Annotated in this window: 19 protein-coding genes; 7 read left to right on the top strand and 12 right to left on the bottom strand. The window is 66.8% G+C overall.

Annotated features, from left to right (window positions below):
* Nucleotides 1-16 precede the first annotated feature (16 nt).
* The 3 genes from LZ005_RS10615 to LZ005_RS10605 form a co-directional block, all read right to left on the bottom strand.
* Nucleotides 17-1,651, bottom strand: a complete 1,635-nt coding sequence (locus LZ005_RS10615) for a tetratricopeptide repeat-containing response regulator (protein WP_237807939.1) — start codon at nucleotides 1,649-1,651, stop codon at nucleotides 17-19.
* Between the two features lie 92 nt (nucleotides 1,652-1,743).
* Nucleotides 1,744-3,330, bottom strand: a complete 1,587-nt coding sequence (locus tag LZ005_RS10610) for a DUF3369 domain-containing protein (protein WP_237807937.1) — start codon at nucleotides 3,328-3,330, stop codon at nucleotides 1,744-1,746.
* Nucleotides 3,327-3,536, bottom strand: a complete 210-nt coding sequence (locus LZ005_RS10605) for a hypothetical protein (protein WP_237807935.1) — start codon at nucleotides 3,534-3,536, stop codon at nucleotides 3,327-3,329. The genes LZ005_RS10610 and LZ005_RS10605 overlap by 4 nt, the downstream gene beginning before the upstream one ends.
* A gap of 65 nt (nucleotides 3,537-3,601) precedes the next feature.
* Here LZ005_RS10605 and LZ005_RS10600 point away from each other — a divergent pair, with 65 nt between their 5' ends.
* Together LZ005_RS10600 and LZ005_RS10595 are read left to right on the top strand one after the other, a co-directional pair.
* The gene (locus LZ005_RS10600) at nucleotides 3,602-4,099 is read left to right on the top strand and encodes a chemotaxis protein CheW (protein ID WP_237807933.1); all 498 of its coding nucleotides are present in this window, start codon (nucleotides 3,602-3,604) and stop codon (nucleotides 4,097-4,099) included.
* A 9-nt stretch (nucleotides 4,100-4,108) separates the two neighbouring features.
* On the top strand, nucleotides 4,109-5,803 hold the full coding sequence (locus LZ005_RS10595) for a methyl-accepting chemotaxis protein (RefSeq protein ID WP_237807930.1): 1,695 nt from the start codon (nucleotides 4,109-4,111) through the stop codon (nucleotides 5,801-5,803).
* Between the two features lie 19 nt (nucleotides 5,804-5,822).
* On the opposite strand, the gene LZ005_RS10590 is transcribed toward LZ005_RS10595, so the two are convergent.
* Both LZ005_RS10590 and LZ005_RS10585 read right to left on the bottom strand, forming a co-directional pair.
* Complete coding sequence (locus LZ005_RS10590) at nucleotides 5,823-6,752, bottom strand: J domain-containing protein (protein ID WP_269106655.1); 930 nt, start codon at nucleotides 6,750-6,752, stop codon at nucleotides 5,823-5,825.
* Nucleotides 6,753-6,795: 43 nt separating this feature from the next.
* Nucleotides 6,796-7,959, bottom strand: coding sequence for a class I SAM-dependent methyltransferase (locus tag LZ005_RS10585; RefSeq protein WP_237807926.1), 1,164 nt, complete (start codon nucleotides 7,957-7,959; stop codon nucleotides 6,796-6,798).
* Nucleotides 7,960-7,981: 22 nt separating this feature from the next.
* Here LZ005_RS10585 and ttcA point away from each other — a divergent pair, with 22 nt between their 5' ends.
* Nucleotides 7,982-8,890, top strand: coding sequence for a tRNA 2-thiocytidine(32) synthetase TtcA (ttcA, locus tag LZ005_RS10580; RefSeq protein WP_237807917.1), 909 nt, complete (start codon nucleotides 7,982-7,984; stop codon nucleotides 8,888-8,890).
* Between the two features lie 39 nt (nucleotides 8,891-8,929).
* Here the strand turns inward: ttcA and LZ005_RS10575 are convergent, their stop codons facing one another.
* Entirely contained in the window at nucleotides 8,930-10,681 is a 1,752-nt protein-coding gene (locus LZ005_RS10575) for a M14 family metallopeptidase (RefSeq protein ID WP_237807915.1), read from the bottom strand.
* 106 nt (nucleotides 10,682-10,787) lie between these two features.
* Here LZ005_RS10575 and LZ005_RS10570 point away from each other — a divergent pair, with 106 nt between their 5' ends.
* Nucleotides 10,788-11,180 (top strand): MAPEG family protein, encoded by a 393-nt coding sequence (locus tag LZ005_RS10570; RefSeq protein WP_237807913.1) that lies wholly within the window; start codon nucleotides 10,788-10,790, stop codon nucleotides 11,178-11,180.
* Between the two features lie 31 nt (nucleotides 11,181-11,211).
* Here the strand turns inward: LZ005_RS10570 and LZ005_RS10565 are convergent, their stop codons facing one another.
* Both LZ005_RS10565 and hppD read right to left on the bottom strand, forming a co-directional pair.
* Nucleotides 11,212-14,742, bottom strand: a complete 3,531-nt coding sequence (locus LZ005_RS10565) for an indolepyruvate ferredoxin oxidoreductase family protein (RefSeq protein WP_237807901.1) — start codon at nucleotides 14,740-14,742, stop codon at nucleotides 11,212-11,214.
* Between the two features lie 157 nt (nucleotides 14,743-14,899).
* Nucleotides 14,900-16,012: a 4-hydroxyphenylpyruvate dioxygenase gene (gene hppD / locus LZ005_RS10560; protein WP_237807894.1), complete on the bottom strand. Its 1,113-nt coding sequence runs from the start codon at nucleotides 16,010-16,012 to the stop codon at nucleotides 14,900-14,902.
* Nucleotides 16,013-16,135: 123 nt separating this feature from the next.
* On the opposite strand from hppD, the gene LZ005_RS10555 reads away from it, so the two are divergent.
* Nucleotides 16,136-16,630, top strand: a complete 495-nt coding sequence (locus LZ005_RS10555) for an Lrp/AsnC family transcriptional regulator (RefSeq protein ID WP_237807892.1) — start codon at nucleotides 16,136-16,138, stop codon at nucleotides 16,628-16,630.
* A 107-nt stretch (nucleotides 16,631-16,737) separates the two neighbouring features.
* Nucleotides 16,738-18,516: a DUF885 domain-containing protein gene (locus LZ005_RS10550; protein WP_237807884.1), complete on the top strand. Its 1,779-nt coding sequence runs from the start codon at nucleotides 16,738-16,740 to the stop codon at nucleotides 18,514-18,516.
* A 28-nt stretch (nucleotides 18,517-18,544) separates the two neighbouring features.
* On the opposite strand, the gene LZ005_RS10545 is transcribed toward LZ005_RS10550, so the two are convergent.
* The 4 genes from LZ005_RS10545 to LZ005_RS10530 form a co-directional block, all read right to left on the bottom strand.
* On the bottom strand, nucleotides 18,545-19,246 hold the full coding sequence (locus LZ005_RS10545) for a GNAT family N-acetyltransferase (RefSeq protein WP_237807882.1): 702 nt from the start codon (nucleotides 19,244-19,246) through the stop codon (nucleotides 18,545-18,547).
* 68 nt (nucleotides 19,247-19,314) lie between these two features.
* Nucleotides 19,315-20,565, bottom strand: a complete 1,251-nt coding sequence (locus LZ005_RS10540) for a multifunctional CCA addition/repair protein (RefSeq protein WP_237807880.1) — start codon at nucleotides 20,563-20,565, stop codon at nucleotides 19,315-19,317.
* On the bottom strand, nucleotides 20,562-21,281 hold the full coding sequence (locus tag LZ005_RS10535; RefSeq protein ID WP_237807877.1) for a glutathione S-transferase family protein: 720 nt from the start codon (nucleotides 21,279-21,281) through the stop codon (nucleotides 20,562-20,564). Before LZ005_RS10535 ends, LZ005_RS10540 begins: the two co-directional genes overlap by 4 nt.
* Before the next feature lie 13 nt (nucleotides 21,282-21,294).
* Nucleotides 21,295-23,262 carry a transglycosylase SLT domain-containing protein gene (locus LZ005_RS10530; RefSeq protein ID WP_373889320.1) on the bottom strand — a complete coding sequence of 656 codons (1,968 nt, stop codon included), beginning with the start codon at nucleotides 23,260-23,262 and terminating at the stop codon, nucleotides 21,295-21,297.
* A gap of 13 nt (nucleotides 23,263-23,275) precedes the next feature.
* Here LZ005_RS10530 and LZ005_RS10525 point away from each other — a divergent pair, with 13 nt between their 5' ends.
* The gene (locus LZ005_RS10525; RefSeq protein ID WP_237807869.1) at nucleotides 23,276-23,851 is read left to right on the top strand and encodes a 5-formyltetrahydrofolate cyclo-ligase; all 576 of its coding nucleotides are present in this window, start codon (nucleotides 23,276-23,278) and stop codon (nucleotides 23,849-23,851) included.
* The last annotated feature ends 127 nt before the right edge of the window (nucleotides 23,852-23,978 follow it).

Genomic DNA, 23,978 nt, shown 5'->3' with positions numbered 1-23,978 from the left:
CTACCCCTTTGCCGGTTCAGGCGCGCTTACGGGCGCCGACCTTGATGTCGTATTTCTTGAGAATCTGCTGGTGCAGCGTGGCCAGGGCGGGCAGCTTGGCATTGGTCGGATCGAGCCGGCGCACGGTGTCGATCAGGCTCAGCGCGTACTGGCCGAGACGCTCCTCCCAGCCCACATTCTCCAGACATTTGAGCACGGCCAGCGCCGCGTTGAACACCACCTGGGGATTGTCGGGCAGCTTGTTGACGGCCTCGACCATGAGGGCCACGGCGCCGCGGTAGTCGCCCTCGCGCGCCTTGGCCGCGCCCGAGGCCACCAGGTCGATCACCTGCTGGCGCGATTCCTTGGCCAGCGACAGCGCCAGGTCGGCGTGGCCGAGTTTTTCGAACACGGCCATCGCCTTGGCCATCGCCGTGTTATTCGAGGCATTGCGCATCACGTCGCGCATGACTTCGGTGGCGCCGTCGGCGTGGTTGTTGGCCAGGCAGTTGCGCGCCAGTTCCATCTTCAGATCGTTCGACAGGCCGACCGCATCCTTGCAGCCGTTCAGGGCCGCCGCCAGCGCCTCGTTGAGGCGCTGCTCATTGCCCGTGTACTCGTGCACCATGGCCGAGGAAATGGCCGAACAGACGGCCGTATTGCGCTGCCCGCCCATCGATTTGTCGAGATCGCGGATGACGGCCGCGGCCTGCACCGGGTCGCCCTTCTTGACCAGGGTCTGGACCAGTTTCACATGGTCCTCGGGATCGCGGAATTCCGAGTACTTGGCCTTGCTGACGACCTGCTTGAGGGTCTTTTCGGCCAGGTCGACGTCGCCCGTTTCGAGCGCCACCTCGCCCAGCTTGCGCAGGCGCCGCACGGCGTGCGGCGAGACCGACACGGCCGAGGACAGGATCTCCTGCGACTTGTTCATATTGCCCTGCGCCTCGTAGGTCTTGGCCAGCCAGTCGTAGGCGTCGACGAATTTCTGGTTCGACTCGACCAGCTGCTCGAGGATGCTCTGGGCCTCGGGATAGCGCTCGCGCATGTACAGGGTCTTGGCCAGGCCGAGGCGGGCCCAGGCGATGGCCTTGGCTTCGAACAGCTGCTGGTAGATCGGCTCGGCCTGCTCCGGCTCGCCCAGCACCATGTGCAGTTCGGCGCGCAGGCGCATGAAGTCGATCGCATAGCGCGGATGCACCTTGACCCCTTCGACGCAGGCGGCAATCGCCTCGCGCTGGGCGCCCATTTCCATCATCTGGTAGACGGGCAGGAAGACGTTGCGTTTCTCCAGGGCGCGCGCGATGCGCTCGAGCAGGCGGTCGGCCGTGAAGGGCTTGAGGATGTAGTCGGTCGGCGCCAGTTCGGCGGCCGACACCACCTTGCCGTAATTGCCCTCGGCCGTGACCATGAAGAACATCGTCGACAGCGGGATCAGGCGGTGGTGGCGCATGTCCTCGAGCAGCTGCTGGCCGTCCTGGCCGCCTTCGAGGTCGTATTCGCAGAAGATCATGTCGTAGACCTTGAGGCCTACGTTTTTCACGGCAATGTTGGAACTGTTGGCGTGATCGATCTTCTGCAAACCACACAGGTTCAGCATGTTATGAATACTGGCCCGCATGCCGGCATGGGGCTCAATAATCAACGCAGTCAATCCGTCCAGTTCTGTCATGGCAGCCTATTTCTATCGGGCATCGTCCATATATTACGACCAATGTCACAAATAGTTAAGTCCAGTTCCCCACAGGAAACATTTTACCGGACTCAGTCGTCGTCTTCGGCGCCGACCGGCGGCGGGTCATTCTCGATGATGTCGACCAGCGCGCGCACCACCTCGGGATCGAACTGGCTGCCGCTGCGCTCGCGGATATAGCTGACCACATCCGGGTAGGGCCAGGGCTCCTTGTAGGGGCGCCGGTGCAGCAGCGCGTCGAACACGTCGACCACGGCGACGATGCGCGCGGCCAGCGGAATCGCGCGCCCGCGCAGGCCGTTCGGGTAGCCGTTGCCGTCGTAGTGCTCATGGTGGCCGCCGGCGATCTGGGCGCCATAGGTCAGGTAGCTGACCCCGTCGACCATGCGCGCGGCGCGCTCCAGGATGGCGCGGCCGATTTCGGCGTGGGTCTGCATCACGGCGCGCTCTTCGGGCGTGTGGATGCCGGGCTTGAGCAGCACCGTGTCGGGCGTCGACACCTTGCCGACATCGTGCAGGATCGAGGCCAGGCCGATCATGTCGAGCAGCTGCGGCGTCAGCTCCGGGTCGTCGCAGCCGTGGCGCTGCAAGGTGGCGGCGATCTTGTGCGACAGCGCCTGCACGCGCCGCACATGGCCGCCGGTGCCGCGGTCGCGGAATTCGGCCAGGTCGGCCAGGGCCACCACGGTCGCTTCCTGGGCCTTGCGCAGCTGGCCGAACATGTACAGGTTGTCGAAGGCGGCCGCGATGCGCTGGCAGAACACTTCGAGCAGGTCGCGCTGGATCGGCGCCAGCGGCCACGGCGGCGTGACGGAAATGGCCAGCTGGCGGTCCTCCAGCGTGTGGATGAACAGCACATTGGCCGGATGCTCGAACTGCGACTTCTTTTCGGCGAAGGCCTTGTGGATGGTCGGCAGCAGCGGATGGTCGGCCGGCAGCTGCTCCTGGTCGGCCAGGTTGGCGTAGCCGCCCGTGGCGGCCACCACGGCCGGGATATTCCCGCCCGAGTGCATCACGCACAGCACGCCGTCGGCGCCGACATCGAGGATGGCCGACACCTGGTTCAGCACGCCCGAGGCGAACTCGCGCAGCGAATGGATCTGGTACAGATTGGTGGCGCCGGCCAGGATCTTGCCCAGGCCGATGCGCGAGCGCTCGAGCATGATCAGCGACTCGTAGGCGCGCAGGGCCGAGATCACGGTGGTGAACAGCTTCTGCGTGGTCAGCTCGGTCTTGGCCTTGTAGTCGTTGATGTCGTATTCGACAATCACGCGCTGCTCGGGCGCCTGGCCCGGCTGGCCGGTGCGCAGCACCACGCGCACCAGCTGGTTGTCGAGCTCCTCGCGGATCTTGCGCGCCAGGATCAGGCCGGCGTCGTCGGTTTCCATCACCACGTCGAGCAGGACCAGGGCGATGTCCGACTGCTCCTGCAGGATCTGGTAGGCCTCCTGCCCGCTGTAGGCCGAGAACAGCTCGAGCTCGCGCCCCTTGAAGCTGACATTGCGCAGGGCCAGGCGGGTGACCGCGTGCACGTCGACGTCGTCGTCGACGATCAGCACGCGCCACAGCCGCTGGTCGATCGGGGTCTGGGTGGACGCCCCGCCGACGTCCTCGTCTTCGTCGAGCAGCCAGCTGTCGTCGGCATTCGGTTCGGTCATACGGGCTCCAGAGTGGGCGTTGCGCTTGCGGCGAACTTCGGGCCGAATCCGGTGGCGCCAATTGTCAAGCGCACACCAAAGTATTTTTCAATCAGATTATAAGCATTGCTTGGTCCAAGTCTATCCCCGCGTGCGGAAAAACCGACAGCGGCGGCGCCAAGCTTGTCGAGATGTTCAGAGCGCAGCGGCGGCTCGTATTTCGGCACCGACTCTGCTATCGTGGAAGCGCGCCGCGCCAGCGCGGTCTCCCTCTTCGCAAAGGACAGCCACCATGCAAGCCTCCGCCACCGCCGCCACCAGCGCGGGTAAAGACATCGCCGGCCACGAATTCCTGGCTTTCAAACTCGGGACCGAGGAATACGGCATCGACATCCTCAAGGTGCAGGAAATCCGCGGCTACGAAACGCCGACCCGGATCGCCAACGCGCCCGAGTACATCAAGGGCGTGATCAATCTGCGCGGGATCATCATCCCGGTGATCGACATGCGCATCAAGTTCAATCTGGGCAGCCCGACCTATGACCAGTTCACCGTCGTGATCATCCTGAATATCGGCGGACGCGTGATCGGCATGGTGGTCGATTCGGTGTCCGACGTGACCACGCTGGCGCCCGAGCAGGTCAAGCCGGCCCCCGACATGGGCAATTCCTTCGACGCGCGCTACATGATCGGCCTCGGTACGATCGAGGAGCGCATGCTGATCCTGGTCGACATCGACAAGCTGATGTCGTCCACCGAAATGGGCCTGGTCGACAGCCTGACTGCCTGAGGACGCCGCATGAATCTCGATAATCTGCGTATCAAGAGCCGCCTGCTGTTTGGCTTCGGCCTGCTGGTGGCGATTCTGGCGGTGGCGATCGGGCTGGCCATCGTCCGCTTCACCACCGTCAGCGCGGCTAACCGCGACATGATCGCGCGCGACTTTCCGAGCGCCGTGGCGGCGAATGTCATCGACACCGCCGCGCGCGAGGACGCGCGCCGCACGCTGGCCCTGTTCATCCTGAACGACAAGGCCGCGCGCGCCAAGAGCTACGAGCAGATCGACAAGGACAAGAAGCTGATCGACGCCGCCCTGGCGGAGCTGGGCAAGCTGGCCCAGGCGCCCGAGGAAAAGGCCATCCTGGCCAAGATCGACGCCCAGCGCAAGCTGTATCAAGCCGGTTTCATCAAGGCCGCCGAACTGGTCGAAGCCGATGACCGCGAGGGCGCCACCAAGGTCATGGTGGAGACCACCTTCCCCGCGCTCGAAGGCCTGCTGGAAGCGACCAAGAGCATGGTCGACCAGCAGCGCAAGGACATCGAGGAAGGCGGCGCCCTGACCCAGAAGGACATCGACACTTCGCGCCTGATCATGATCGCGCTCGGCGTGGTGGCGGTGTTGGCCTCGGCCTATCTGGCCCTGCGCATCACGGCCTCGATCACCGGCCCGCTCGACGAAGCCGTCAGCGTCGCACAGTCAGTCGCCAGCGGCGATCTGACCACCAGCATCGAAGTGCGCAGCGAGGACGAAATGGGCCAGCTGCTGCGCGCCCTGCACGACATGAACGAGGCCCTGGCCAAGACCGTGGGCGGGGTGCGCGTGGCGACCGACACCATCGCCACCGCCTCGCGCGAGATCGCCTCGGGCAACCAGGACCTGTCGGCGCGCACCGAGTCGCAGGCCTCCTCGCTCGAACAGACGGCCAGCTCGATGGAGGAGCTGACCCAGACCGTCAAGCAGAACGCCGACAATGCGCGCCAGGCCAACCAGCTGGTGATTTCGGCCTCCTCGGTGGCCAGCCGCGGCGGCCAGGTGGTGTCGGAAGTGGTGACGACCATGGCCGCCATCAAGGACAGCTCGCGCCGCATCAATGACATCATCAGCGTCATCGACGGCATCGCCTTCCAGACCAATATCCTGGCCCTCAACGCCGCCGTGGAAGCGGCGCGCGCGGGCGAACAGGGGCGCGGTTTTGCCGTGGTGGCGGGCGAGGTGCGCAATCTGGCGCAGCGCTCGGCCGCTGCCGCCAAGGAGATCGCCAGCCTGATTCAGGACTCGGTCGACAAGGTCGACAACGGCGGCAAGCTGGTCGACGAGGCCGGCCAGACCATGGAGCTGATCGTCACCTCGGTCAAGCAGGTGGCCGACATCATGAGCGAGATCACCGCCGCCAGCGAGGAGCAGAGCCTCGGCATCGAGCAGGTGAACGAGGCGATCAACCAGATGGACGAGATGACGGTGCAGAACGCGGCCCTGGTCGAAGAATCGGCCGCCGCCGCCCAGAGCATGCAGGACGAAGCCAGCCAGCTGGCCCAGGCCGTGGCCGTGTTCAAGCTGCGCCACCAGCCGCAGGCCGCGGCCCTGCCCAAACCGCGTGCGGCTGCGCAGGCGGCCAAGCCGCCCGCGCCGGCGCCACGTCCGGCCCTGAAGGCGGAGACGCCCAAACCCAAGGCCAAAGCGGCTGCGGCGGAAAGCGACTGGGAAGAGTTCTGAACAGGGGCGGCGCGCGCGCTTAGCCGGCCGCCGCCTGGGTGATCGGCGAAGGCTTGCGCGGGCACTGGCTGGCGTCGGCCCCGCCGGCCACGTTCTGGTAGCGCAGCTCGTACTTGCCGGCGGCCAGATGGTCGACCTCGAAGCGCTCGTTGGGCAGCACGTAGATGTGGCGCACATTGGCGCGGTGCTCGAGATCGTAGACCTTGACGAAGACCGGCGAGCTGTTCGCCGAATTATCGACGATCAGCTGCACCTCATCGCCCTTGTTCGCCACCGGATAGCCGGCCACGTAGCCGGAACCGGTCGGCCACGGTTCGCCATTGGGCGCCACCAGCAGATGCTGGTCGGCGTCGCAGTCGGGCGCGCGCGCCGGAATGGCCAGCTGCGACACGGCCAGCACTTTGAATTCTGGCACCCGGTTGCCGCTCTTGTCGGTCACGAAGGGGCGCGCGGCCCAGCGGTCCGGAGCCTCGGCCTTGGCGACCGGGCGTAGCGGCTCGCTGCGCGGATCGGCATGGGCCAGCACGCTCGGCGCGGCCGAACGCGACTGCGACACGGCCAGCACCCCGGCCACGCAGCCGAGCGCGAAGCAGGCCGCCAGCGCGCCCGTCCACTTGGCCCCGCGCAGCCACTTGGCGCGCCGCAGGCTGCCCGCAGCCTCGCCCTTGCCCTTGGGGTGGGCCGGCTCGTCGCCATGGGTCGATTCCAGCCATTCGACTTCCCACTCCTCGGCCGCGATCCATTCGTCGTGCTCCTTGCGGCGCTGCGGGTCGGACAGGGTGCCATAGGCCGTGTTGATGATGGCCATGATGCGGGCGGCCTTTTCGTCGCCCGGGTTTTTGTCGGGGTGGTACTTCTGGCTCAAGGCTTTGTAGGCCGCACGAATGACCTCCATCGGCGCCCCGCGGGACACCTTGAGATTGTCGTAATGCGTGTGGATTTTTGCCATTTGAGCAATAGCGAACGTCGAGGATCAGGCAATCATAACAAACTCAGAGCCGGAACGACCGGTCTGCACGCGCAATGGCGGGCGGCAAGCTTACGCCCCGCCCCACCACCAGCACCTTGAACAGCTCCCCCATTTCGGCCGGCGAGATCAATTTCTGAAGGGCATTTGCCTGCGGCATGTAGGCGCGCACATCGTTCGGATCGGTGCGCAGTAGCAGGTCGCCGATGCCGGCCGCCAGCAGGAAGCCGGCCTGGTCGGCATAGGCCAGCACGTCCAGGCCCGCGTCCTGGGCCGCCAGGGCCATGGCCGTGAAGTCGACGTGGGCCGTGATGTCCTGCAGGCCGGGCAGGTAGAAGGGATCCGGATGGGCGTGGTGGCGGTAGTGGCACATCAGGGTGCCGCCGTGGCGCTGCGGGTGGTAGTACTCGTGGGCCGGAAAGCCATAGTCGAACAGCAGGGCCGCGCCCTTGCCGCTGCCGAACAGCGGCGCCAGGGCCGCCATGAAAGCGGCGCCGACGGGGTGGATCTCGGTCGTGTAGCCGGGCTCGAACTGCGCGGCCGGCCCGGCCTGGGCCAGGGTGCGCGCGGCCAGCGCGGGTGTCAGCGCGCGCTCCTGCCAGCCAAAGCGCGGCAGGCCGTCGGCGTCGGCCGCATAGCCGACCGCCAGCTCGCGCCAGCCGTCTGGCGTGGCGCGCACGATCTGGACCGGCATCGCATCGAGCACCTCATTGGCCAGCACCACGCCGGAGAAATCGGCCGGTAGGGCGTCGGCCCAGCGCACCATCGGGAACTCGGCCAGCAGGGCCTGCTGGCGCGCGCGCAGCTCGCCCGACAGGTCAATGATGGTATAGCTGTCGACATGGGCGCCGAGGCGCGCCAGCTCGCTCAGCACATCGCGCGCCAGCTTGCCGCTGCCGGCCCCGAATTCGAGCACATGCGGGCCCGATTGGGCCATAATATCGGCGGCCACCTGGGCCAGCGCCGCCCCGAACAAGGGGCTCAATTCCGGCGCCGTAGTAAAATCACCGGCTTGGCCAAGCTTGGCCGACCCGCCGCTGTAGTAGCCGAGGCGGGGACAATACAGGGCCTGCTCCATGAAGCGGGCGAAGGAAATCAGGCCGCCGGCGGCATCGATCTCGGCGGCGATGGCGCGCTGCAGGGCCTGCGAGGCCGCCAGCGCGTCAGGATCAGGGATGGGGAGAGACATCCCGGCATTGTACAAGGACCCTATGAGCACCGCAGAACTGAGCGCGGCCGACAGCAAGCAGGCCGAGAAGATCGCCTACGAGAACAACAAGCTGCACAAGCGCCTGTGCCGTCAGGTCGGCCAGGCCATCGGCGACTTCAATATGATCGAGGACGGCGACAAGGTCATGGTCTGCCTGTCCGGCGGCAAGGACAGCTATGCGCTGCTCGACATCCTGCTGACCCTGCGCGAGCGCGCCCCGATCCATTTCGACATCGTGGCCGTCAATCTCGACCAGAAGCAGCCGAATTTCCCGGCCGAGGTGCTGCCCGCCTATCTCGACAGCATCGGCGTGCCCTACCACATCGAGAATCAGGACACCTACTCGATCGTCAAGCGTCTCATCCCCGAGGGCAAGACCACCTGCTCGCTGTGCTCGCGCCTGCGCCGCGGGATTCTCTACCGCGTGGCCGATGAACTGGGCGCGACCAAGATCGCGCTCGGCCACCACCGCGACGACATCCTCGAAACCTTCTTCCTGAACATGTTCTTCGGCGGCAAACTCAAGGGCATGCCGCCCAAGCTGCAGTCCGACGACGGCAAGCACATCGTGATCCGGCCGCTGGCCTATGTGAAGGAGGCCGACACCGAGCGCTATGCGGCCGTCAAGCAGTTCCCGATCATTCCGTGCGACCTGTGCGGCTCGCAGGAGAACCTGCAGCGCAAGCAGATCAAGGCCATGCTGCGCGAGTGGGAGAAGCAGCATCCGGGGCGGGTCGAGAACATCTTCTCGGCCCTGAGCACGGTGGCCCCTTCGCACCTGATGGACAGCCAGCTGTTCAACTTCAGCGGCCTGCAGATCGACGGCATCGCCAATCCGCAGGGCGACATCGCCTTCGACGAGGAGCCGTGCAGCACGCCGGCCCCGAACGTCATCCGCATCGCCGACTAAAACTGCCTTATCGCAAATCGGGGTCTGACCCCGATTTGTTTAGGGGGCAAGATCGGTGCGCAGCACCGGGTACAGGCGGTAGCGCTCGTCCCAGCTGCTGTGGCGGCGCGCGAAGAATTCGAGCCGGCGCGCCGGGCTGGCCGCAAACGCGGCATCGCTCTCGAGCAGCTGCTTGAACTGGGCCGCCAGGGCCGCGTCGCGCGCCAGCATCTCGCGCGCCACCTCTTCGGCCACATACTCTTCCATGTATTCCTTGCGCTCGTAGGCCGTATTGAAAAAGCCCCAGCTGTTGAGCGAGTCCGGGCCCTGCGGCTCGAACAGGTGCATCACCAGGCGTGCCTTGGGCTGGGCCACCGGCACGAACAGCGCGCCCTTGCCGATGTCGCGCGCCTCGGGCTTCCAGGCCCCGTGCACTTTCAGGTTCTGATGGCCTTCGAACGAGGCGCCGCCGAATTTGGCCTCGTCGGCGCGGAAGGTCTGCACGCTGAACTGCGCCAGGTCCTTGCCGATCGTGCGGAAGCTGATCGCATGCTGGGCCAGCTTTTTCGCCACCAGCTCGCTCCAGGCGGCCGGCACGATGTAGCCGGCGCCGGGCGCGCTGGCCACCAGCAGCGGCTGCACGTCGTCGCGCACCGGCACGCGCCAGATCTGCGGCTGGCTCTCGTCGTAGCGCGTCATCAGCGCGCCCGAGACCTCGGACGGCGTGCGCGTGTAGGCATAGCCGCGGAAGTCGATCATGCGCGCCTTGTCGCTGGCCTTGTAGGTCAGGGCCGTGCTCTGGACCTGGCGGTTGTCGGCCTCCTGGGCGATCTGCTGCCAGCGCGCGCCGTCCTGCTTCATCTGCTCGAGCACCGAGATGATGCTGTTGTGGGTGATGCGCACGCGCGTCGGATAGTCCTTCCACGAGTGGGTTTCGACCAGCATGGCCATGCGGTTACGCAGCTGGAAGTAGCCGGTCGAGAAGCGCGGATCGGAGACGCTGTCCTCGAAGCCGGAGGCCGGATTGTCCGTCTCGACGAAGGACATGTAGAAGGGCTGGGCCAGCGAGCCTTTCTTGTTGATGTCCTCGATGGTCTTGTCGCGCACGGCCGCACCGAGGCGGCGCAGATCGCTGTCGCCCGAGTACACGGGCTCCACCTGGATCGAGACGTCGTGCTCGAACTTGGCGCCGTCGGTCACGTGCAGGTCGACGTAAAGCACCGGGTCCCAGGCGTTGACCAGCGCCAGCATGGCGCGCATTTCGGGCGTATCCGCCTTCATGTAGTCGCGATTGAGATTGTAGTTCTGGGCGGTGGCGCGCCAGCCCATTTCGACCGGGCCGCGCTGGTTCGGGCGGTTCCATTTGCCGAAGCGTTCGTGCCCGTCGACGTTGAAGACGGGGACGAAGATCAGCACCTGTTTGTCGAGCGCGCCCTTGGCCTGCTTGCCTTCGAGGACTTCGCGCAGCGCCAGGAAGCCGGCGTCCTTGCCGTCGATTTCGCCGGCGTGGATCCCGCCCTGCATCAGCACCACCGGGATATTGCGGCGCCGCGCCTCGCTCGCGATCATGGCCCCGGTGCGGGTCACGATCAGGGCCATCATCGGGCGCCCTTCCGGCGAGCGGCCGAATTCGGTGCAGCGCACTTCGCGCGGATAGGCCTTCTGGAAGGCGGCGCACAGGGCCTCGACTTCCTCGTAGCGGCCGGTGCGGGTGAAACCGGATTTTTCGGATTCGGTGCGCAGGTCGGCAACGGCCGACCAGGCATGCGCGGAGACGGCCAGCAAGGCCAGGGTGAGTGCGCGGCGGATCATGGGCGGTGGACTCCTCGTGGATACAGCGGTCGATTATAGCCACGTTTATTTGGCGCCGTACATGCTATGCTCGGCGCCGCAGTTCAACCCTGATGAGGAGAAGCGCATGAGCATGGAATTGACCATCCTGGCCTGGACCGTGGTGCTGGCCTTTGCCCAACTGGCTTTGGTGGCGGCCTTCCGCAACCGCGAGGTCGGCCTGCAGTACAACATGAGCGCGCGCGACGCCGCGCCGCCGCCGATGGGGAAGATTACGGCGCGCCTGCAGCGTGCCTTCGCCAATCTGATGGAGACGCTGCCGCTGTTTGCCATCGCCGTGCTGGTCGCGCATGGGGCCGGGCGCGAAAACGCCAGCACCCTGCTCGGCGCCCAGCTGTATCTGGGCGCGCGCGTCCTCTACGTGCCGCTGTATGCGCTGGGCGTGCCGCTGCTGCGCTCCCTGGTGTGGGGCGTGGCCGTGGCCGGCATCGTGCTGGTGCTTAAACCTCTGCTGATGTAAGGCGCGGGCCGCGCGGCCCGCGCCCGCATCCTCAGGCCGCCGCGCTGGCGGCCGCCGGCTGGTGGAAGGCTGCCAGCAGCTTGGCTTCCTTGGCCTTGGCGGCCTGCAGATGGCGTTCCTTCACATGGCCATAGCCGCGGATCTCCTCGGGGATGGCGGCGATCGCCACGGCCTGGGCCAGGTTCTCGGCCGTCAGCTTGTCGAGCAGACCGGCGATGGTGTCGCGGTACTGCGCGATCAGGGCGCGCTCGGTGCGGCGCTCCTCGGTGTAGCCGAAGATGTCGAGCGCCGTGCCGCGCAGGCCCTTGCAGCGCGCCAGCAGGCGGAAGGCGGCCAGCATCCACGGGCCGTACTGCTTCTTCACCAGCCGGCCCTGTGAATCCTTCTTGGCGAACAGCGGCGGCGCCAGATGGAACTTGAGCTGGTAGTCGCCTTCGAACATGGCGGCCACCTTCTGCTGCAGGGCGCCGTCGCTGTGCAAGCGCGCCACTTCGTATTCGTCCTTGTAGGCCATCAGCTTGTAGAAGTAGCGGGCCACGGTTTCGCTCAGGCGCGTGCCCTTGCCCAGCGCGGCTTCGGCGGCGCGCACGCGCTCGACGAAATCGCTGTACTGGCGCGCGTAGGCGGCGTCCTGATAGGCCGTCAGCAGGGTCACGCGGCGCGCCACGATCTCGTCCAGGGTCTCGCTGCGCTTGAACTGGATGACCTGGGCCGGCGTGACCAGGCGCGTGACAGCGGCCAGGTCGTGGGCGGCGGCGCGGCCCCAGTTGAAGGCGGCCTTGTTGAAATTGACCGATACGCCATTGAGCTCGATCGCCTGCAGGATGGCCGCTTCGCCGAGCGGCACTTTGCCCTTCTGCCAGGCGTAGCCGAGCATGAACATATTGGTCGCGATCGCGTCGCCCATCAGGGTGGTGGCGATGGTGCCGGCATCGACGAAGTCCACATTGCCCTGGCCGCAGGCCTTGACAATCTCGCCCTGCGAGGAGGCCTGCGGGAACTGCCAGTCGGGGTTCTTGATGAAGGCGGCGGTGGTGGCGCCGGTGCTGTTGATGGCGGCCCAGGTGCGCCCCTCGCCCATGCGCGACAGGGCGTCGCGGCTGGCGGTGACGATCTGGTCGCAGCCGATCACCAGATCAGCGTTGCCGGTGCCGACGCGGGTCGAGTGCAGGTCGTCCTGGCGATCGGCCAGGCGCACGTGCGACATCACCGGGCCGCCCTTCTGGGCCAGGCCGCTCATGTCGAGCACGATCGCGCCCTTGCCTTCGACGTGGGCGGCCACGGCCAGGATCTGGCCGACCGTGACCACGCCGGTGCCGCCGATGCCCGTCACCAGAATGCCATACGGCTCGCGCGTGCTGGGCAGGGCCGGTGCGGGCGGGGTCGGCAGGGCGGCATCGCTGCCGGCCTTCTTCGGCTTTTTCAGCGCGCCGCCTTCGACCGTCACGAAGGACGGGCAGAAGCCGTTCACGCACGAATAGTCCTTGTTGCAGGAGCTCTGGTTGATCTGGCGCTTGCGCCCCAGTTCCGTCTCGAGCGGCTCGACCGACAGGCAGTTCGACTGCACCGAGCAGTCGCCGCAGCCTTCGCACACGGCTTCGTTGATGACGACGCGCTTGGCCGGGTCCGGATACTCGTTACGCTTGCGCCGGCGCCGCTTCTCAGAGGCGCAGGTCTGGTCGTAGATCATGGCCGACACGCCCTTCACCTCGCGCAGCTCGCGCTGCACGTCCATCAGCTCGGCGCGGTGGCGCACGGTCACGCCCTCGGCCCAGGCATAGTCGTCCGGGTATTTGTCGGGATCGTCGGTGACGACGATGATCGGCTTCACGCCTTCGGCCGCGATCTGGCGCGAGATCATGGCCGGATCGAGCGGGCCGTCGACGTTCTGGCCGCCGGTCATGGCGACGGCGTCGTTATACAGAATCTTGTAGGTGATGTTGACCTTGGCCGCCACGGCCGCGCGGATCGCCAGAATCCCGGAGTGGAAATAGGTGCCGTCGCCGAGATTGGTGAAGACGTGCTGCTCATTCGTGAAGTCGGCCTGGCCGACCCAGGTCACGCCTTCCGCGCCCATGTGGGTGAAGGTGGCCGTCTCGCGGTCCATCCACTGCACCATGTAGTGGCAGCCGATACCGGCCAGCGCGCGCGAGCCTTCCGGCACCCGGGTCGAGGTATTGTGCGGGCAGCCGGAGCAGAAGTAAGGCGTGCGGTCCTTCTGCGGGTCGGGCTTGACGTTGATATTCTGGAGCACCTGCTCCTTGGCTTCGAGGAAGGCGATGCGCTCGGCCACGCGCTGCGCCACCGGATGGCCGGCGCAGTAGTGGGCGATGCGGCTGGCGATGGCGCGCGCGATCTGGGCCGGCGACAGCTCATAGGTGGCCGGCAGCAGCCAGTCGCCGTGGCCGGTGCGCGGATTGTTCGACCATTCGCCGGTGTCGTCGAATTTGCCGACCACGCGCGGACGCTCGCTGTCCGGCAGGTTGTACAGCTCTTCCTTGAGCGCGTATTCGAGGATCTGGCGCTTTTCTTCGACCACCAGGATTTCCTCGAGCCCGCGCGCGAAGGCGTGCACGCCCGAGGCTTCGAGCGGCCAGGTCATGCCGATCTTGTAGAGACGCAGACCGATGTCGCGCGCGGCCTGTTCGTCGATGCCGAGGTCGGCCAGGGCCTGGCGCGTGTCCAGATAGGCCTTGCCGGCCGTGATGATGCCGATCTTCGGCTGCGGGCTGTCCCAGATGATCTGGTTGAGCTTGTTGGCGCGCACATAGGCCAAGGCCGCGTACCACTTGAAGCTGTTCATCCGCACTTCCTGGTCGAGCACGGCGTCGGGCCAGCGGATATTCAGGCCGCCCGGCGGCAGTTCGAAGTCGCTCGGGATGATGGTCTGCACGCGCTCGGGATCGAGTTCGACGACGGCGCCCGATTCGATGATGTCGGTCACGCATTTCATCGCCACCCACAGCCCGGTGTAGCGGCTCATGGCCCAGGCGTGCAGGCCGTAGTCGAGGTATTCCTGCACCGAGGACGGGAACAGGACCGGAATCCCGCAGGCGTTCAGAATGTGATCGGACTGGTGGGCGATCGACGAGGACTTGGCCGCGTGATCGTCGCCGGCCAGCACGATCACCCCGCCATGCTGGGCGGTGCCGGCGCTGTTGGCGTGCTTGAACACGTCGCCGCAGCGGTCGACGCCCGGGCCCTTGCCGTACCACATGGAGAACACCCCGTCGTACTTGGCGCCGGGGAAGAGGCCGAGCTGCTGCGTGCCCCACACGGCCGTGGCCGCCAGATCCTCGTTCATGCCCGGATGGAATTTGACGTGGTGGGCGTCGAGGAATTTCTTGGCCTTCATGGCCGTCATGTCGACGCTGGTCACGGGCGAGCCGCGGTAGCCGGTGATGTAGCCGGCCGTGTTGAGGCCGGCCTTGAGGTCGCGCTCGCGCTGCAGCATCGGCAGGCGGATCAGGGCCTGGGTGCCGGTCATGAAGGCGCGGCCGCGTTCCAGCGTCCATTTATCGTCGAGCGTGATCGCGTGGGCGCGCTCCAGGGGTGCATTCATTCGGTGTCTCCGTAGTGGTGCCGAGCGGCGCGCGCCGGGATCTGTTGTTGTAGCACGCGCAAACGGGCAGGCCTTGTGGGCCCGCCCGTCGGGGGGTTATCTGTATTGTGTGCCTGCGCCGGGCCGGGGTCAAATGGCCCCCGCCACGGCGCGCGCCTCAGGCGGCGGCCGGGTCTTTCAGCACGCCGCGCCGGATCTGATCGAGCTCGATCGACTCGAACAGGGCGCGGAAGTTGCCTTCGCCAAAGCCCTGGTCACCCTTGCGCTGGATGATTTCGAAGAAGATCGGACCGATCACATTCTGGGTGAAGATCTGCAGCAGCAGCTCGCGCTTGTCGGCGCCATCGGTGTGGCCGTCGATCAGGATGCGCATGCGGCGCAGCGCCTCCAGGTCTTCGCCGTGGTTCGGCAGGCGGCGCTCGACCAGATCGTAATAGGTCTCGATGGTGTCCTGGAACACGATGCCATTGGCGCGCAGGCCGTCGACGGTGCGGTAGACATCATCGGTGCCCAGGGCGATGTGCTGGATGCCCTCGCCATGGTATTCGTCGAGGTATTCGGCAATCTGCGACTTGTCGTCCGAGGACTCGTTGATCGGAATCCGGATCTTGCCGCAGGGCGAAGTCATGGCCTTGGACTTCAGGCCGGTCAGCTTGCCTTCGATGTCGAAGTAGCGGATCTCGCGGAAGTTGAACAGGTTCTCGTAGAACGACGCCCACTCCTTCATGCGGCCGCGGTGGACATTGTGGGTCAGGTGGTCGATATAGGTCAGGCCGTTGCCGACCGGATTGGCGACGGCGCCCGGGATGGCCACGAAGTCGACGTCGTAGATGCTGATGTCGCCGATCCCGCCCGCCTGGCCGTTCTTGCCGCGCCAGCGGTCGACCAGATACAGCAGCGAGTCGCCCACGCCCTTGATGGCGGGGATGTTCAGTTCCATCGGGCCGGTCTTGTTGTCGAAGCCCCAGGCGCCCAGTTCGAGCGCGCGCTTGTAGGCGGCGGCCGCATCATTGACGCGGATGGCGATCGCGCACACCGAGGGGCCATGCAGACGGGCGAAACGCTGGGCAAACGAATCCTGCTCGGCGTTGATGATGAAGTTGATGTCGCCCTGGCGGTACAGGGTCACGTCCTTGTGACGGTGCTTGGCAATCGCCGTGAAGCCCATCTGTTCGAACAGCTTGCCGAGGGCGGCCGGGTCCGGCGCAGCGTACTCGACGAATTCGAAACCATCGGTCCCCATCGGGTTGTCCCACGGTGTGAATTGCATGTTTTGTCTCCTCCTTGAGGCGCTCAGTATAGTCAATCAGCCTCGCCATTAAATTGCCATTTCCACCCCTGTTTCGATATTTTGCGCAATAATATTGCGTAATTTCGATGGCAAAGGATAGGTATGGCCAAAATTTCGCTCGATAAGACGGACCGCAGGATCCTCGCCATCCTCCAGCAGGACGGCCGCCTGTCCAACCAGGACATCGCCGACAAGGTCAGTCTCTCGCCCTCGCCCTGCCTGCGCCGCATCAAGCGCCTCGAGGAGGCCGGCGTCATCAAGCAGTATGTGGCCCTGCTCGACCCGGCCCAGATCGGCCTCGGTCTGCTGGCCTATGTGAATGTGCGCCTCGAGAAGCACCACGACCCGAGCGGGCGCGGCAATGCCAGCTCGCCGCACACCGCCTTCGCCGAGGCCGTGGCCGACTGGCCCGAGGTGGTGGCCTGCTATGCGATGACGGGCGAAATGGACTATCTGCTGCGGGTGCACGTGGAGGACATGGACCATTTCTCGCGCTTCATGATGAAAACCCTGCTGACTCACCCGGCCGTGGCCGACGTCAAGTCCAGCTTTGCGCTCACGCGCATCAAGGACACCACGGCCCTGCCCCTGGTGTAGCGCTCCAGGCCGCGTTTTCGGCGTTTTGTCGCATTCTGCGCCCGTCCGGCGGCGCCCGGGCGCAGAATGCTTTTTCCGCAAGATTGCGGCCTTTTGGAGATCGAGAGATGAGAACAACAACGTGGAAACCGCGCCTGCTGCTGGGCGCCATGACGCTCGCCCTGGCTTCCTGGTCGGCGGCGGCCGCCGAACCGGCCTGGGTTACGAAAAGCAATGCCAACGCCAAGGTCCTGCTGAACCTGATGGCCAAGTATTCGCCCGAGAGCGCCAGCAGCCTCGGCGTGGACGGCTATGACGAGCAGATCACCGACCTGTCGCGCGACCTGTACGAGGCCAGCGTGCGCGACACCGAGGCCGTGATCGCCGACCTGCAGGGGCGCCTGAAGCAGGAAACCGATGCGAAGATCCGCCAGGACCTGGAAATCCTGATCGCCGCCGCGCGCGACCAGCTCACCAGCAATGCCCTGCAGCGCAAGTACTTCCTGCCCTACCAGGACCTGAGCGCCATGCTGTTCGGCGTGGTGCGCGGCATGCTCGACCCGCGCGTGCCCAAGGAACGCCGCCAGACCCTGCTGCTGCGCCTGCAGAAATACGCGGGCCAGGCGCCCGGCTACCGCCCGATCACCGTGCTGGCCGAGGAGCGCATGCAGGAACGCCTGCGCGCCGATCCGAAACTGCTCGGCCCCTACAAGGGCGAGGTCGAACAGGCGCTGAACAGCGCCCCGGCCCTGATCAAGGGCATGCACGAGCTGCTGGCCAAGAGCGACTTGCAAGGCTGGCAGACGCCCTTCCATGCGCTCGAACAGCAGCTGAGCGCCTACAACGAGAATGTGCGCCAGAAGGTGCTGCCGCTGGCGCGCGCCGACCACCGCCTGCCGCCCGACGTGTATGCCGATAATCTGCACCAGTTCGGGGTCGACATCAGCCCGCAGGAGATGATCGCCAAGGCCCTGACCTCGTTCGCCGAAATCCGCAACCAGATGCAGATCACGGCCGGCCTGATCGCGCGCGAGCGCAAGCTGTCGGACGCCGACTACCGCGCCGTGATGCGCACCCTCAAGCGCCAGCAGATTCCGGCCGACCAGGTGATGCCGCTGTACGCCGAGCGCCTGAAACAGATCGAGGGCCTGGTGCGCGAGCAGCGCATCGTCAGCCTGCCCGAGCGCAAAGCCGTGATCCGTCTGGCCACGCCGGCCGAAGACGCGGCCCTGCCGGCCCCGCATATGAATCCGCCGCGCCTGGTCGGCAATACCGGCGAATACGGCGAATTCGTGCTCACGCGCGGGATGGCGCCCGACGCCAGCGGCAAGACCCTGAACTTCGACGACTTCACCCACGAAGCCGGCACCTGGACCCTGACCGCGCACGAGGCGCGCCCCGGCCACGAGCTGCAGTTCGCCAAGATGGTGGAAGCCGGCGTGTCGACCGCGCGTGCGGTGTTCGCCTTCAACAGCGTGAATGTCGAAGGCTGGGCCCTGTATGCGGAAGCCGAAATGCAGCCCTTCGAGCCGCTCGACGGCCAGCTGTTCGCCCTGCAGGCGCGCCTGCAGCGGGCCGCGCGCGCCTTCCTCGACCCGATGGTCAATCTGGGCGAGATCACGCCCGAAGGCGTGAAGTCCTTCCTGATGGACGAAGTCGGCCTGTCCGAGGGCATGGCCACCCAGGAGATGCAGCGCTACACCTTCCGCGCGCCCGGCCAGGCGACCTCCTACTTCTATGGCTATCAGCGCCTGATGGAGACGCGCCAGGCGGCCGAAGTGGCGCTGCGCAAGCAGTTCGACCGCAAGGCCTTCAATGACTTTGTGCTGGCCCAGGGCCTGGTGCCGCCGGCCCTGCTGCGCAAGGCCGTGATGGAGGAGTTCGTGCCAGCCCAGCGCAAGCGCTGACACGCGAAGGCGGGCCGGACGGCCCGCCTTATTTTTTGGACGAGAACAGCTTGAAGGCGGCGCGCGCGTTCGATTTGAGCGCGTAGTCGATGGCGGCGAACTGCTCCTGCACGGCCTCCTGCAGCACCGAGCTGGGATCGGCCGGCGGCAGATGCAGGTAGGCGTCGGCCTCGCCGTATTCGCGCACGATTTCCATGCCGGCCTTGCGCGCCAGGTGCATCATGGTGGCGTTCGAGGACAGGCAGTGCATGTAGAGCGTGTCGATGTCCAGATTGCGGCAGCGGATCGCGGCGCGCTCGAACAGCTTGGAACCGATGCCCAGGCCGCGCGCCGACTTCGATACCGAGACGCCGAATTCGGCCACCTGGTCCTTGATGGTGGTCTGGCGCGCGGGCGGCACGTCGCGCGCATTCATGAAGGCCAGATGGCAGACGCCGACCAGGCGGAACCAGCGGTTGTAGACGCCGTAGACGGTGTCGCGCGTGAAGTCGATGCGGCCGACATAGGCCTCGATCTGGCTGTCGGGCAGGTTGGAGCCGAAGCGCAGCGTGCGGTCGTGGGTGTCGAGCGCCAGCAGGTGCTTGAGCACACGGCGGCGGTCACGCTCGTCGAGCTGCTTGACCAGCACGGTGCGCGAACCGCGCCGCGGCGGCTTGCCGCCCTCGGCCGGGGATTTGCGTTTGCCGAAAAAGCGGGCGATCGGATTATGGAACTTGCTTTCGCTAGTCATGGGAACGCTCATCTCGCAGCGCACAATGAAACCATATGCTAGCCCAGATTCGCCTTATCCGGCGCAATTTATTCGCGCGCCGGTGTGAGCGTTTGCCCGGACGCGCCGATCGCCTGCTTCACCGCGCGGACGCGGGCGCTGCGCACGGCCTCGGGGATGCGCGCCTTGTCGCTGCAGGCGGCGGCGATCTCGCCGGCCGCCACGGCGCGCGCCGCGGCCAGGGCATGCAGCAGATAGGCGCTCTGCGGATAGGGGCGCGCGCGCAGCTCGGCGCTGCCGCGCCCGCGCGCATCGCATTCGGCCGCCTGCAGCAGCTGGGCGAAGCGCTCCGGCTTGCGGTAGGCGTCGCAGCGCTCGAACAGGCTGACGATGGTGCTGGCGCGCAGTTCGAGGGCGCGGTGCAGATTGCCGTGCTCGCGCGCGCACAGCACGGCCAGGTCGCGGCACTCGCCCGGCACGCGCAGGCGCTGGCACAGGGCCTCGACCAGGGCCACGCCGCTGCCTTCGTGGCCATGGTGGCTGGGCCAGTGCTGGCTGGGCGTGCGGCCCTTGCCCAGGTCGTGCATGAGGGCGGCGAAGCGCACCGCCAGCGGCAGGCCGGCGGCGGCGGCCTGCTCCAGCACCAGCATCACGTGCACGCCGGTGTCGACTTCGGGATGGTGCTGGGGCGGCTGCGGCACGCCCCACAGGGCATCGAGTTCAGGCAGGATGCGCGCCAGCGCACCGCAGGCGCGCAGCACCTCGAACATGCGCGCCGGGTGGGCCTCCATCAGGCCGCGCGCCAGCTCCTGCCAGACGCGTTCGGCCACCAGCGCATCGACCTCGCCGGCGGCCACCATGCGCCGCATCAGCGCGAGCGTCTCGGGCGCCACAGAGAAATCGGCAAAGCGGGCGGCGAAGCGCGCCACCCGCAGGATGCGCACCGGGTCTTCTTCGAACGCCGCCGACACGTGGCGGAACAGGCGCGCCTGCAGGTCGGCCTGGCCGCCATACGGGTCGGTCAGGCGTCCGTCCTCGTCCTCCGCGATGGCATTGATGGTCAGGTCGCGCCGCAGCAGGTCCTGTTCGAGCGTGACGTCGGGCGCGGCATGGAAAGTGAAGCCGTGGTAGCCGGGCGCGGTCTTGCGCTCGGTGCGCGCCAGCGCGTACTCCTCCTTGGTGTCGGGATGGAGGAAGACCGGGAAGTCCTTGCCCACCGGGCGGAAGCCGGCCGCACGCATCTGTTCAGGCGTGGCGCCGACGACCACATGGTCGCGGTCCTGGACCGGCAGGCCGAGCAGCTTGTCGCGCACCGCGCCGCCGACCACATAGATCTTCATGGCAGACCCAGGTCCTTGTCGTGCAGTTCGGCCGACTCGGTCTCGGCTTCAGCTTCGGCGATCCAGCGCGCGATGGCCGGATGGGCGATCACGCGCTCGCAATAGGCCTGCAGGGCCGGCGCCAGCGCCACCGCATAGGTGCGAAAGCGCAGCACCACCGGCGCGTAGAAGGCGTCGGCGATGGAGAAATCACCGAACAGGAATTCATTGCGGCCAAAGCGCGACAGGCATTCCTCCCAGATCTCGCAGATGCGGCCGATGTCGGCCTGGGCGCCCGGGGTGCGCCCGCGCCCGGGGAATACGCCCTTCAGGTAGAAGGGCATGTGCTGGCGCAGATCGGCAAAGCCGGAATGCATTTCGGCGCAGACGGCGCGCGCGGTGGCACGCGCCACCACGTCCTGCGGCCACAGGTGCTTGTCAGGGAATTGTTCGGCCACGTATTCGCAGATGGCCAGACTGTCCCACACGGTCAGCTCGCCGGCCACCAGCACCGGCACGCGCCCGGCGGCCGAATATTCGGCGATGCGGGTGGCGGTGTCGGGTTTATCGAGCAGCACGCGCACCTCGGTGAACGGGATGCCGAAGGCGACCAGCGCGGCCCAGGGGCGCAGCGACCACGAGGAGTAGGTCTTGTTGCCGATGACGAGGGTCAGGCCGGCGGCGCGCGCCTGGGCCAGGGTTTCGGTCAGCTTCGGATCGAGTTCAGTGGTCTGCATGATGGAGGGCGGCTCAGGGCAGCTCGGGCGCCGCGTTCGGACTGGTGGATTTGGGACCGACCGTGCCCAGGCGCGCCTTCAGCGACTGCGGACGGCCTTCGAACAGGGCGGCGTAATTGGTGGCATTGGTCAGCACGTTCTTGACGTAGCTGCGTGTCTCGGGGAAGGGAATGTTCTCGACCCAGACCGCGCCTTCCAGCGGCCCGGTGAGCGCGGCGCGCCAGCTGCGCAGGCGGCCCGGCCCGGCGTTGTAGGCGGCCGTGGCCAGGGTCTGCGAACCGTCCATGCTGGCCAGGATCATCGACAGGTAGTTCGAGCCGAGCGTGATATTGGTGCGCAGATCGTGCAGCTGGTCGTGGCCGTACTCGGTCAGGCCGATCTTGCGCGCCACGTATTTGGCGGTGGACGGCATCACCTGCATCAGACCGGCCGCGCCGACGCTCGAGCGGGCGTCCATGATGAAGCGCGACTCCTGGCGGATCAGGCCATACACCCAGGCGCGGTCCAGGCCCAGGCCCTGCGCGGTCGGATGCAGGATGTCGTTGTGCGGGGTCGGGAAGCGCTGCGTGTAATCGAACTCGCTGCGGGTGCGCTCCGAGGTGTGCACCATGCGGTCCAGCACGTCGTTCTGGCGCGCGAATTCGGCCGCGGCCAAAAGCTCGCGCTCGCCCATCTTGCGCAGCTCCCAGTTCCACTCGCGCGTGCCCTCGAACCGCAGGCGCAGGCTGAAGAACTTGAGCGCGCGCTGCAGGCCCGGATTGGCCGCCATCGGCGCGATTTCGGCCGGCGTGAGCGGCGCCGCGGACGGCGGAATGCTGATCTTCTGGCCCAGCTCCTCGAGGGCCAGCTGGCCATAGAAGCTGTTCTGATCGGCGATGCGGCGGAACAGGGCATTGGCCTGCTCGCTGCTGCCCTCGCGCGCCAGCGCGCGCCCCAGCCAGTAGACCCAGACCGGCTCCTCGCGCACGCGCGCCGGCATCGCATTGATCTGCGCCTTCAGACCGGCCCAGTCGCCCTGGCGCAGCGCGATGCGCGCCTTCCACTGCATGGCGTCATACGACAGCGGCGCGCCTTCGGCTTTTTTCCAGTACTCGGGCGCTTCCGGCAGCACCATCAGCGAGGCGTATTGGGCCAGATAGGCCCAGCCCAGGGCCAGCTCCTCGGCGCTGAGTTTTTTGGCCGCCTTGTTCAGGGCCGCCACCGCCAGCTTGTGGCTGGTGCGGGCCAGGCGGCTGACGGCGATCAGATAGATTTCGTGCTCGGCGCGCGTGCTGCCGACGCCGCGCGCGATGGCCAGGGCCGGCAGATCGACCGCCTGGGCCGCGCGCGACTCCGAGGCCCCGAGCAGGCCGGCCGCCCGGCGCGCCGGGCCAGTGGCATTGAACTCGCCGGCCAGACGCAATTGCACGAACAGGTCGCGCGTATCGAACTGGCCGCTTTGACGGAGCGCCGCGATCAGGGCCGAGCAGGCCTCGCCATACACGGTGGGGTTGACCAGCAGGGCGCGCGCGTCGTCGGCCACCTTCTGGCCCTTGTTCAGGCGCGACAGCAGGCCATAGCATTTGACCTGGGTATCGTCATTGACCACATACAGCGGCAGCTGCTGGTCGAAATTGGCCCAGTCGCGCTTGCGGCCCAGCTCCAGCAGCCAGTCATTGCGCAGGCGGTCGGCGATGGCGCTGCCCTCGTATTTTTTGAGGAAGGCACGCACTTCGTCGGCGCTGGCCTCCTTCAGGCGCGGTTTCAGTTGATAATAGTCGACGTAGGACGGAATCACGTAATGCGGCAGGCGCGAAGCCAGCGCATTGGCCTTGGCGGCATCGTCCTGGCGCGCGGCTTCGCGCAGCAGCAAGAAGGTGTCGTCATCGGAAGGATCGGGCGACTGCGCCCAAGCCAGCGGCGCGCACAGGCTGGCCACGGCGAGCCAGGCGCCGGCGATCCACATCAGGGAGAACTTCGGGTGTACAGCTTTCACTTCCATCTTCGCTTCGACTATGACCGGCGGACCTAGCATATCACGCGCCCCCGAGGGGCTCAATGGTGACAAGGCGGCATTACGCGCCCGGCTGCTGGCCGCGCGCCGAGCCGTCGCGGCGGCGCACAAGGCGGAATGGGACCAGCGCATCGGCGCGCAGCTGCAGCAGTGGTGCGCCGCGCGCGGCCTGCGCGAACTGGCCGTCTTCTGGCCGCTGCGCGGCGAGCCCGATCTGAGCGCGGCCTACACCGCCCTGGCCGAAGCCGGCCTGCGCCTGCTGCTGCCGGTGGTGATCGCGCGCGACAGCGCCCTCGCCTTCTCCGACTGGACGCCGGGCGAAGCGATGCTGCGCGACCCGATGGGGGTGGCAGTGCCGGCCGTGCTGCGCCTGCGCGCGCGTCCGGCCGCGATCGTCGTGCCCTGCCTCGGCTTCAATGCGGCCGGCTACCGGGTCGGCTACGGCGGCGGCTATTACGACCGCACGCTGGCCGCCGCGCCGCGCCCGGCCAGCGTCGGCGTGGCCTACCGCTGCCAGCAGGTCGACTTCAGGCCCGATCCGCACGACATCGCGCTCGACCAGATCCTCACCGAATAAATTGCCCCATAAACAAATGGGGTCTGACCCCGATTTACCCGCCGGGCAAGTGGTTTTGCCGGACGGAGAAATCGGGGTCAGATACCGTCTTGAAGTGCAAGCCCTTTTGATTGAAAGCCGGGATCAA

Origin of the sequence: Massilia sp. TS11 (genome assembly GCF_022012445.1) — a bacterium.
Lineage (GTDB): Bacteria > Pseudomonadota > Gammaproteobacteria > Burkholderiales > Burkholderiaceae_D > Telluria.
The sequence above is the reverse complement of the archived record's forward strand: the minus strand, read 5'-3'. Positions and strand labels throughout refer to the sequence as shown.